Source organism: Virgibacillus tibetensis, from assembly GCF_036026595.1.
GTDB classification, from domain to species: domain Bacteria; phylum Bacillota; class Bacilli; order Bacillales; family Amphibacillaceae; genus Virgibacillus_P; species Virgibacillus_P tibetensis.
Genome location: NZ_JARZFX010000012.1, coordinates 81568 through 93935 on the forward strand (window position 1 = coordinate 81568; position 12368 = coordinate 93935).

9 protein-coding genes and 1 pseudogene are annotated in these 12368 nt (G+C 34.0%); all 10 read left to right on the forward strand.

Translation table 11 applies throughout. The features are described 5' to 3' along the window. Positions 1 to 33 precede the first annotated feature (33 nt). A pseudogene (locus QGM71_RS17490) lies at positions 34 to 2932 on the forward strand (DUF3427 domain-containing protein). Positions 2933 to 3140: 208 nt separating this feature from the next. Continuing rightward, positions 3141 to 3680: a hypothetical protein gene (locus QGM71_RS17495; protein WP_327608858.1), complete on the forward strand. Its 540-nt coding sequence runs from the start codon at positions 3141 to 3143 to the stop codon at positions 3678 to 3680. Positions 3681 to 4238: 558 nt separating this feature from the next. After that, positions 4239 to 5627, forward strand: a complete 1389-nt coding sequence (locus QGM71_RS17500; protein ID WP_327608859.1) for a DUF4041 domain-containing protein — start codon at positions 4239 to 4241, stop codon at positions 5625 to 5627. 354 nt (positions 5628 to 5981) lie between these two features. Next, positions 5982 to 6803: a nuclease-related domain-containing protein gene (locus QGM71_RS17505; protein ID WP_327608860.1), complete on the forward strand. Its 822-nt coding sequence runs from the start codon at positions 5982 to 5984 to the stop codon at positions 6801 to 6803. Between the two features lie 178 nt (positions 6804 to 6981). Continuing rightward, a complete protein-coding gene (locus QGM71_RS17510) occupies positions 6982 to 8208 on the forward strand; it encodes a hypothetical protein (protein WP_327608861.1) in 1227 nt (408 codons plus the stop codon). Between the two features lie 122 nt (positions 8209 to 8330). Next, entirely contained in the window at positions 8331 to 9233 is a 903-nt protein-coding gene (locus QGM71_RS17515; protein ID WP_327608862.1) for an McrB family protein, read from the forward strand. Further along, positions 9208 to 10698, forward strand: a complete 1491-nt coding sequence (locus tag QGM71_RS17520; protein WP_327608863.1) for a DUF2357 domain-containing protein — start codon at positions 9208 to 9210, stop codon at positions 10696 to 10698. Before QGM71_RS17515 ends, QGM71_RS17520 begins: the two co-directional genes overlap by 26 nt. Before the next feature lie 263 nt (positions 10699 to 10961). Next, on the forward strand, positions 10962 to 11135 hold the full coding sequence (locus tag QGM71_RS17525; RefSeq protein ID WP_327608864.1) for a hypothetical protein: 174 nt from the start codon (positions 10962 to 10964) through the stop codon (positions 11133 to 11135). Next, the gene (locus QGM71_RS17530) at positions 11101 to 11565 is read left to right on the forward strand and encodes a 5-methylcytosine restriction system specificity protein McrC (protein WP_327608865.1); all 465 of its coding nucleotides are present in this window, start codon (positions 11101 to 11103) and stop codon (positions 11563 to 11565) included. The genes QGM71_RS17525 and QGM71_RS17530 overlap by 35 nt, the downstream gene beginning before the upstream one ends. A 605-nt stretch (positions 11566 to 12170) precedes the next feature. Further along, positions 12171 to 12368: hypothetical protein (locus QGM71_RS17535; RefSeq protein ID WP_327608866.1), on the forward strand; the 198-nt coding region annotated here is incomplete at its 3' end.

Genomic DNA, 12368 nt, shown 5'->3' on the forward strand with positions numbered 1-12368 from the left:
TAAGGGAAATAAATTAGTATTGTGGGCGATTAGTTGGAAAATTTTCTTAGAAATCTGGAGAGTTCTTTACATAAAGGCTTCATTGATCAAAACTATGGGAAATCAGATACATATAAACCTAGACTGTTAGTTAATAACACTAGAAATAGTGAGGTTGTATTAACCTCGCTAGTTGAGGAGCTTGATAGCTGTAACTCTTTTATTTTCTCAGTTGCCTTTATTACTGAAAGTGGTCTTGCTACATTAAAGTCTCATTTGCTGGACCTGAAACGAAAAGGGATCCGTGGCCGGATATTGACTTCCACTTTTTTAAATTTCAATCAACCAAAGGTCTTTAAAGAATTATTGAAGATAACTAATGTAGAAGTTAGATTAACAGATTTGAAAGGATTTCACTCAAAAGGTTACATATTTGAGCACGACAAATATTTCTCTTTAATAGTTGGAAGCTCGAATCTTACTGCGCAAGCATTGAAGGTGAATTACGAATTGAATGTGATGCTCACGTCGCACAAGGACGGGGAAGTAATTGCTCACTTTAAGAACCAATTTGAAGAAGTTTGGGGAGAGGCTAGACCATTAACAGATGAATGGATTGAATTGTATGAAGAGGTATACAAGCCATTCGATTATCAAGCAGCAAGTAAAGTGATAGAACTTCCGATAGATTATGATGTTAATTCTGTTGAGACGGCGATAAGTATCAAACCGAATAAAATGCAGGAAGCAGCATTAAAGCAAATCCAAGCAGTTAGAGATGCTGGCTATGATAAGGGACTTGTTATATCGGCAACAGGGACAGGTAAGACATATCTTTCAGCATTTGATGTTCGCCGAGTGGCACCCAAACGCATGTTATTTGTTGTTCATCGAGAGCAAATCTTACATAAAGCAAAGGCCGACTTCAAGCGTATCATGGGAGGGTTGGAACAAGATTTCGGAATTTTATCCGGATCGATTAAGCAGAAAAATGCTAAATATTTATTTACAACGATACAAACTATTTCGAAACTAGATACACTACAACAATTTAACCCAGTAGAATTTGATTATATTTTAATTGATGAAGTGCATAAAGCGGGTGCTGCCTCATATCTGAGAGTATTAGATTATTTTCAACCGAATTTCTTGCTTGGTATGACTGCAACGCCGGAACGTACGGATGACTTTAACATATATGAGTTGTTTGATTATAACATCGCCTATGAGATTCGTTTGCAAGAAGCATTGGATGAAGATATGCTCTGTCCATTCCATTACTTTGGTGTTACTGATCTTGAATATGACGGGGAAATAATTGATGATACAGCTATTTTATCCAAACTCGTTACAGACGAACGTGTAGAACATATTATTGATAAGATTGATTATTATGGCCATTCAGGCGATAGTGTGAAAGGATTAATGTTCTGCAGTCGAAAAGAGGAAGCCGTAAAGTTATCTAATGCCTTGAATGAAAGGAATCTCCGAACGGTTTCACTAACAGGGGATAACTCTCAAGAGGAGCGCATGTACCAGGTTGATCGTTTGGAAAATGGTGCATTAGATTATATTATTACTGTGGATATTTTTAATGAGGGGATTGATATTCCAAGTATTAACCAGGTTGTTATGCTGAGACAAACCCAATCAAGCATCATTTTTATTCAACAGTTAGGACGTGGATTGCGAAAGCATAATTCAAAAGATTTTTGTAACAATTATTGATTTTATTGGTAACTATAAAAATAATTATATGATCCCAATGGCTCTTTCGGGAGATAAGTCGCAAAATAAAGATAACATTCGAAGACGTGCAACAGAGACTAGTTACATTAAGGGAGTATCTACAGTCAATTTTGAAGAGATTGCTAAGAAACAGATATTTAAAGCGATAAACGCGAGCAATCTGACAGCAATGAAGGTATTTAAAGATGCGTATATGGAATTGAAAAATCGACTTGGCAGAACACCATTTTTATATAATTTCATTACAAATCACTCGATTGATCCAGTAGTGATTGCAGGTAAATTTAAAAACTATTATGCCTTCCTGTTAAAACTGAAGGAAGACCTTTCGATAATTAGTGCATATGAAAATAGTGTTCTTACTATGCTCTCCTCAGAAGTGTTGGATGGTAAACGAAGACATGAACTTATTTTACTGGAGCAGTTACTGGCAAAAGAAACCATTACTTATCTGGAATATAATCAAGCATTGCAAGAAGCGAATTGTATTGTGGATGAAGATACGATAGATTCTGTGCATCGAATATTTGATTTGTCCTTTTTCACCCAAACTGATCAGAAGAAATATGGCAATAAACCTATTATTGAGCTAAACACTCATCATGCTTATTCATTCAATTCAGCAATACAAGAGAGTTTACAATCGAGTTCTTTATTCAATGATTTAGTTACCGATGTGGTTAAGAGTGGATTGGAACGGAGTAAGAAATATCAACCGGAAAAGCGACTTACTCGGTATGAGAAGTATACGAGAAAAGATGCTTGTAAGCTATTGAACTGGAAGAACGATGAAAGTTCGACGATGTATGGATATAAGCCAAAACACCAGACTTGTCCAATATTCGTTACGTACCATAAAAATGATGAGGTAGAGGCAAGTGTCGATTATGGGGATGAGTTTATAAGTCCGGAAACTTTTAAATGGTATACCCGGAGCAAAAGAACATTAGCTTCAGGTGAAGTAAAGAAAATTATTCATGCAGAAGAAGAAAATATGGATCTTCATTTATTTATAAAGAAAGATGATGATGAAGGAAGCGGCTTTTATTATTTAGGTCAAACGCTTCCAGACAAAGATACAATAGAGCAGGATAAAATGCTAGATAAGAATGGAAAAGAGATCCCAGTGGTCCATATGAATATGATTTTAGATAAACCTATTGAGCATAAGCTATATCATTATATAGTGCATGATAATGAGTAGTCAGGCAACAGGAGGAACGAACAGGACATAGATACTGTTCGTTTTTTGTAAACTGTAGAGGTGTTAAGGGGTGTAAGACAGAGTGGAATTGCTGACTTAAGGGTAGAGCGGTAGGTAGACAGTTGAATTTGGAATTCAACTAACAATGAATACTAGTATAATAAACAGTTTTTTCAGTAACTGGCTTATAATAAGGAGTGTAACCAACATGGTTGAGTTACATGAGTCCACTAAAATAAAGGGAACATCAAAGCAAATCGTCGATTATTGGAAATGGGCATACTCAAATATAAATATGAACAGTGAGAGAGGAATATTTGCTGAATTTTTGATAGGAAGTGCGTTAGATGCTCTTGGAACCGGTAGAGTAGAGTGGGATGTTGCAGATGTAATGTATAGAGGGAATCTTATAGAAGTAAAGTCTTCTGCTTTTGTACAAGAATGGGAACAGAAAAAGCCATCTGTTCCAAAATTTGATATTGCCAAAAAATATGAATTTGGCGAATACACTTCCTCACGTGATAGACATGCACATCTATATGTTTTTGCACTTTTATTTGAAGAAGACCGAAATATAATGGATCCTCTAAACATGGAACAGTGGGAGTTTTATATTCTATCAACAGATAAGATAAATGAACACTTTGGTGATCAAAAATCTGTTTCATTAAACCCTTTAAAAAGCGTTTGTGATCCGGTCAATTATAATGAAATAAAACCTGTAGTGGATGAGATGATTAATAACTAATTTGCAGAAGGAGGCAGACAAATGAAACATTGGATTTTTCAAGGCAACCCTAAGCAATTCAATATAGATGAGTACATTTCAACTAATAATAGGACTGACACCTGAATTTCGCAGTCTATTCAAATCATTAACTAACAAAGGATGACTATATTAATATAGGGTACTAATCACCTAGAACGAAGCAATTTTAGTAAACTTTTATCTATGAGCATAAATTTGTATACCCTCTATGTTACTTTTATACTAATGGTATAGTAAATGCAGGATTATAGAGATTATTTTCCAATAAGTAAAAAGGAATTGACCGGAAATTAATCCAATATTTCTAGTTCTATAGTATTGTTTTATAGAAACTTAGGGATCTTATTTCTATGAATCACAGATAGGAGGGGAAATCACTATACCTGCAATCATATCTGATACAGAAGAATATAGTATAGGAGCGAGATGCGAATATGGTTGCCCTTTGTTTGACTTTTTTTATATCATATAGTAGTTAAATTCAGTGAAACATTAAAGGTATGTAATATAATAATTAAATAAAAAGGAGAGATTAGGGTGCCCAAACAACCATGGTACTTACAGCCCTGGATGATTGCTTTATGCTTTGCATTATATAAGTTTATAATCCCACCTATAATAGGAATCGTACTAATAATTTTAGAATATAAAAGACGTAAAAAAATTAGAAATATGTGGGAAGAAGTTGGTTTTGATGATGTAGTAAAAGTAGAACAAAAGAAAGAAGAGATTGAAAAAGAGATTAAAAATCTAGAGTCTACATACGATAAAAAAACTACTGAATCCACACAGCTAGATGAGCTAATATCTCAGAAAAAAGATGAATTAATAGTAGTAAATGATGAACTTTTATATCAATCGTTCGGCTTCTATGATACTAAATATGATTTAGAATCTTCTCAAGCATATAAAGAAAAATTAGATAATGTACGTGAGCGTCAGAAAAGTATGGCAAAGAATAAAACTGCAACAATATATCCAGAAAATTTCACATTAGACGGCGATAAGAAAAAAGGTAAACAGATGGTTACTAATATAGTTAAAATGACGCTCCGTTCATTTAATAATGAATGCGATACTGTAATATCTAAAGTTAAATTTAATAATATTGAATCAAGTGAAAAGCGTATTATGAAATCACATGAGCAGTTAAATAAATTTAACAGTAATAATACAGTAAGCATAAAGGTAGAATATTTAAATTTAAAGCTCGAGGAACTTTACCTTGCTTATGAGTACACCAAGAAGATAGAGGAAGAAAAAGAGGAGCAACGACAGATTAAAGAACAAATGCGTGAAGAAGCAAAAATTCAAAAAGAGATTGAAGAGCAAAAGAAAAAGCTCGAGAAAGATGAAAAACACTTTAATCAAGCTCTACAAAGTTATAGAGACCGTGTAGAAAAAGCTGATGAAAAAATGAAAGAGGAGTTAAAACGAAAAATTCAAGAATATGAAGAGAAACTTAGCGACCTTCAAAAAGAGAAAGAACAAGTAGACTTTCGTGAGCAAAACGCTAGAGCGGGGTATGTATATATCATTTCCAATATTGGATCTTTAGGCGAGGATATAGTGAAAATTGGTATGACAAGAAGATTAGAACCCCTTGATCGCGTTAAAGAATTGGGTAACGCATCTATTCCATTTACATTTGATATTCACGGAATGATTTTCTCCAATGACGCACCGACACTAGAAACAAAACTCCACCAAGCTTTTGATCATTTGAGAGTAAATAAAGTGAACAATAAGAAGGAATTCTTTCGTGTGGGCCTAAGTGATGTAGAAAGGGAAGTTATGAAAAACCATGATGCTACTCTAGAATTAACAAAGGTTGCAGAAGCGGAAGAATATCGGCAATCCAAGGCTATTGAAAGTCAATTAACATCAAACGAATATACTCCCAAAGAAGCAGTAGAAACTGCGTGAATAAAGAGGGTGCAGCTAATGTATATAGTATTTTAGCTGTACCCTTTATTAATTAAAGTGAATGAAACAAGTAATAGTGTAAGGTCCCCAGTTCTATATAGTGGTAAGTACTGGTGGCTGACAGCTAGAGTTTATGAAGTCAATAAAAAATAGTATTAATTTTTCTATTGGAGGGTCAATATTCTAGCAATTTGTTTTTCTAAAGCAATAATAAGGAGGAAATCTGATTAATGTTTAGGAGTAATTGTCCGATAACAGAGTTAGAAATACTATGAAATTTTGGTAATTTGTAAATAGAAGCAAATGGTATTAATTGCTAGATTTGCTAGATACCAGACAGATGGGATTGTTTACATGCTATTAAAGTTATTCAAAAAGAAAAAGCCAACACAGTCAAAAGAGAACAGTAATAAGTCAGTCAAGCAGTCTAAAAGTATTAAAGAACAAGAACATATTGCAGTCAGAAAGGGAGAAATCGGAGAGTACAAAATTAATATCCAACTGGATCAATTGCCAAAGGAATATAAATACTTATCGGATTTAATGATTGAAAATCAGAAATCCGTTTCTAGATACTCACAAATAGACCATGTTGTACTATCTCCTTATGGGATATTTGTTATTGAGACCAAAAATTATCAGGGAACTATCTATGGAGGAAAAAATAGAAAACAATGGTCGGTAAACGGTAAGTTTAAGATGGTTAATCCATTTCACCAGAATTATGGTCATATCGAAGCACTGAAAAGCTTATTGGATAAAAAATTTCACAGTAGCTTTATCTCTATTGTTTCTTTCACAAAACGGTGTACATTCAAGATTGATGTAGAACTGCGAAAAATAACCGCTAATGAATTAATCGTTTACGATGTGGAATTGTCTGATTTTATAAGTAGAAAAGTTAATGTGTTAAAGCTAACAAACAAAGAAAAATTACTAACAGAAGAAGAGATGGAAGAAATTTATATGCTATTTCATGATGCTAACATTGAGGATAAGGCTCTAAGGGATCAGCACAATAATTGTATTAATAATAAAAAGAGTAAAGACATAAAAAGTCCTCAGAAAAGATGTGTACAATGTAATCAATCTGTTTCAGACAAAGTTGCTGCATTCTGTCTTTCCAACAAAAAGTTTGCTGGAAAAATATATTGTTATAAGCATCAGAAGGGGTAAAATAATTTGTATAGACTATAATGGAAAATGTGAAATTCATTTATTATAAAAAATAATTATATGCATATTTGTATTCAGATAGTGATGATAGCAACTGGACAGTAATAGATCATGGTAAGGGTACGAAATGCTAAATTTAAAGAATTAGAGTTTGTAGTAAAGTGAAGGTGGTCAAACCATGTTACAAACAAATGAATTAATCGAGATCAATAATATAGAGGACTTAACTATTAGAAGTCAGCGGGTATTAGATGAAGTTCAACCTGTTGTGCGTAGGATAATGGATGGTTTTGTCTCTAAATATGAGGGGGTGGAACCCTCTTTAAAACAACTTCGTGTTCATACATATGAAAGTACGTTGAGAACGACCATTTCCGATTCGAAAAACCCTAAATATGCACCTAAAAAACAAAACTATGGTAAAAAAGCGTTTGTCGAATTAATAAATGAGGACTATTATGAGACACCAATTGTAATTTTAAGGTTGGAAATCAATTTGCAGTCCAAGGAAATTAGGTTGTGTATGACATCAGATTTTTACCCTTTTATGATCTATTCAAGAAGCTCAAAAGTGCAAGAGCTAAAGCAAATGATTCATGAAATGGATTCTAGTATAGAAATTTTTACGAATGAAGAAAACAGTACAGTTATTGAACAAGAAGAATTTATTGAAACGGTAAAAGAATATATAAAGAATAAACGAAGACCTAGTATAGCTTTCGGTAGTGTTCTACTATTTGATGGTGCGGCAGTTTCTGAAGAAGAAATAATAGATAAACTGTGGAATGTATATCGAAAACTGAAACCTGTCCGGATTCTTATGGAACTAGAAGCAATTTTACATAGTGAAGCAACACAATTTTTAGATGTATTCAAAGAGCATACTAGCGAATTTAGTATAGAAATATATTCAAGAACTTACCAGGTGGTTACTGATGAGATAAAAAAGGTTAAAGTGAATGAATATAAACAGCCTTTTTCCATTTATGACAATGATCAGTTAATCACAAATGGACATTTCCTATATATTTACCGGGAACCGAAAGAAGTAATTGGAGTGATTATTAATAAAAGGGGACAGATATACTCTAACATACGAGATATTGCAAATAAGGATACATATGAATGGTATAACAAGAAATCCTTCTATCACCGAGATAAGTATAATGAACAGAATGAGAATCAGAAGTACCAGGAAAAATCACTTGAAGAGTTGGGGAATCATGGGTTTAAATTGAATGATGCTGATGCTTTTTATGTTGGAACGTACAATAAGGAAAACCATACATTTACTGAACCAATTGAATTAATAAAGGAAAGATTAATAACTGCGAGTGCTATTTTTGCAGATATCCGAAATTTTCTGACCTCCCTAAGGGTGAAGGAAAGCACGTTCCTGAAATAGACGAACCTGGGGAAGAAGGAGAAGTAGAAGCGTTCAGCAGCTCGTTCGACTTTGCCAATATTATGGAATTTGTTGAACAAAGTGGCTTTACATTTTCGGTAGACATTATACGTGATTTTTATTTGAATTTAACAAGCCTTGATGATAAGCATTTTGTCATTTTAAACGGTATTTCAGGAACAGGAAAAACGCAGCTTTGCCGGGTATTTGCTAATGCAGTTTATGGACTGGATTACAATGAAGACCACCCTTATTTAAAAATTATTCCGGTAAGGCCAGACTGGACAGATGGAACCTCAATATTTGGTTATTATAGTTCATTTGAAAAGCAATATATGAAAACGGAATTTCTAGACATGTTGCTCCAGGCGAATAGTGAGAGGGACAAGCCACACTTTGTAGTTCTAGATGAGATGAATTTAGCAAGGGTCGAATATTATTTAAGTGATTACTTAAGTGGGGTTGAATCTAGAAAGCCAATCCAACTTCACAACGTTGATGAAGTTACAGATGTGCCGAAGACAATTGAAATACCGCATAACTTTTATTTAATCGGTACCATTAATACAGATGAGACGACTCATAGTATTTCTGATAAGGTACTTGATCGTTCTTTCGTTATGACATTGTCAGATGTGAATTTTGAACCATTCTGGGAAACTCTCGACGCTAAGTTAAAAGAAAAGATAGAATCTGAGTGGCAGTTTTTGCTTCAGCTCCATAAAGTGCTATCTGAATATGAACTTCATTTTGGTTATCGAACAATGAATGAAATTTTACACAAGCTGTATAAAAATAGTTTGCTCCCTGAAGACGTTAGGATGAATAAATGGGTTGGTTTAGATCGAGGTATTAGTGAAAAAATCCTTCCGAAATTACGTGGTGACGAACGGATTGATAGTTTGCTAACTCAACTAAATTCTATATTTTTGGAGCAGTTTGGAGAAGATGCTGGATCACTAAAACATATTGTTCGAATGAGAAAGGAATTGGATCGATATGGTGCAACACAATTCTGGAGTTAGTTTTTCTGTATGGGATCATTCTACTCAGAGTTGGCAGTCTATAGAAGAGGGGTTTCTTGAAGAGGCGAGATCCTATCGCTGGCGTTGTATGTCCAATGAGCCTATCCAAATAACGATGCAAAGTGTTCCACTACTCATGACGAAAATGATTGAAGGTTGGGAGGGTGTTTTTGAAACACCTTTTCAGAGTGGTTTTATCCAATTTGAGATTCGAACAGGCGAACAGCTAAATAGAATTGAATCCTATGTATATCCTGACGGACGGAAATTAACCTTACAACAATACGAGACTTTATTACAGGAAGTAATTGAAGAGGCCGTAATTTGTTTTGAAAAAGGCGGTTTAGAAGCTGATGTGAATGCAGCAGGGTTTAGCAGGAAATGTTCCATGTTGCAATGGAATTATATCGAGAGCCAGATTATACAGTTACGGACCATTTTTAGAAAGATGGAATCTCATCCATTACGAGTTTTAAGAAGAAAAGAAGAAATCGTAAAGAGAGAGAAAATCAAACAAATTACTCCCAGTACTCTATCATGGATGGAGAGGTATGGACAGACCTATGGTGGGTCGCCGTCCAGGCTGCCAAGTCACCTAAAGTCTACGATAGTAAAAGAGACCTTTAATGTATACGAAAATCAAGTAGTATTGGCTCAATTGAATGAGCTACGTAAGCTCTTACAAGACTACAGCAAAATGAATCATGCGGTAATTAGGAAAAAAGCACTACAATATATAGATTGGATTAGCAGATGGAAAAAAACCAACTTTTTAAACAAGGTAAAACCTCATATTGGAACAATCAAGATCACACAAGTATTCCGCAAGCATCCAATGTATCGACTATGGTTTCAATGGTTCCAAAATTTATATAACTATAAAAATATAACCTTTGATATCAAAGATAGACTTCCTTTAAAAGACACGTACGAATTGTATGAAATGTGGTGTTACATGCAAATTGTAAAGTCACTACGAGAATTGGATCTTTTAGAAAGCCCATCAGATATGTTCACCTATCAAGACAACTATTATTTTTTAAATTTGAGTGAAAATAAACAGAGTGTAGTTCACCTAGTTAATGGTGCAAAGCTAACATATCAAAAGATAATTCAAAATAACACGAAACCCTATTATAGTTATACACAGCGGATGATCCCTGACATCGTGATCGAAAACAGGGGATCTTTATATGTTTTGGATCCCAAATATCGCGTTTCTTCCAACCTTTCTATGGCACTTGGAGAAATGCATAAATACAGGGATGGAATCTTGAACAGTGAAACCGATCAAAAAGTGGTCGAAGAAGTGTATATCCTTACGCCGAAAAGAGCTGTTATGCCAGAAGAAAAGGATTTTTATGATCAAGATTTTCATCAGAAATATAAGATGGGTGCCTTTTGCTTTAAGCCTGGGGTGGAAATAAAGGGGTTTAAAGATTGGGTAAAAGGCTTGTTTTTCTAGAACATATATTAGGGAGATTTCTAATGTTGAATACCAAATATACGAGATTAATGTACAAAAATGAATAATTATATAAATAAAGATTAGAGGTTAAAAGCAGGTCTACTAATAATCCAGGATGCCTGGGGATATTTTTCAAGCTTTTTGGAATGTAACCTAAGTAAATCGCTAAGAAAGAAGTTAAGTCTTTAATTAGAAATGCTACACTACTTTCAAAAGATGTAATTAGACCATAGAAAAGCATGCGTACGGCTGGCTTCTCTATGTCAGTTGTAGTTATTATAGAAACAATACTGGATCGATCAATAGCGAACAGTGCCAGGTACATGAACAATTCAGAATTGAATGTTTACCTGGTACTTAGTAAATCTTTTTTACAAGGCCCACCAGGGGTTGGAATTGATGGGAGAAATACAGCAGCTCTATCTTTATTTTAGAGAAGTCCGCCTTATAAAGCTCAACTCGAAGGTGTTTAATGACGCTAAAATTCATCGCAGTAATTCGCATTATGGTTTTTTGATTGACATCTGCAGGTTTTTACATGAATCCCTTTTAATGAATGAAGACGAAAGCGGAGAAAAATTTATTAATTTTGAACAAGATGCAAAAGCAATGGCATATTTATATGAAGATTTTGTACGTAATTTTTATAAAAAGGAATTACCAGAGGGAATAGTGAAACGAGAAAATATATATTGGAATGCAGAAGGAGAAGATTTATCGTATTTACCCAGAATGGAAACTGATATATCCATCGAATTGTTTGATAGAAAGATTATTATGGACACGAAGTATTACCAAAATGCAACATCAACCAGGTTAAAGAGTGGCAATGAAAAGTTGATTAGCAGCAATTTATATGAGTAATTATAAAAATAAAGACAAGATAGATTTAACCGGTATGTTATTATACCCAACAGTCGATAAGGATTTAGATCTATTTTATAACATATTGGGTTTCAAGGTTAAGGTGTGTACAGTGGATCTTAATCAGGAGTGGAGAAACATACATGATAGGTTATTGAGTATTTTAGATATAAGGTAGAACATATGGTTAGTGAATACCTGTAGTTATCGGCTGGAAGATTTATTGATTACCTGTATTGTGTTATTGATAATAGATATAAAATCGAGAAAATATCCCTGTAATTGATGAAAAGACGCATATGATAATAGCCAAATAAATGGACCCCCCTTGACATAGTTTTTACTTGAATGACAAAAAGTGTACGAGTAAATGACAGCCTGTTCTACCACTTCATACCTTCTGGTGGTCAAAGTTAAAAAATCATAGTTATTGGAATCAAAATTCGATTTATTTTCAATGAGATGCAGACTTCCACAAATGGGCCATTTTGTGGAGTAAAGAAAGGGGTAGGAAAGAAGTGGAAGTAAGCTGATGCAATATATGAAAATAATTCAACTCCCTGAAGGAACAGTTGGGAGATATCAGTTTTGTGTTGAAGTCTTAAATGATAAAAAGACGTATAATTCCTATATCTTTGGTGTTGTTACATGGCAAACAGTATGGTGAGTTGTTTTTAACATATGGTCTCGAAATTGCCCAGAATAAAAAGATACTTTCACAAGTTCAACAACCATACGACATTGCTGTTCAGACCATAACTATCTTTTGGAATATAAATAAGGATATTACTGTTTCGGTGGGA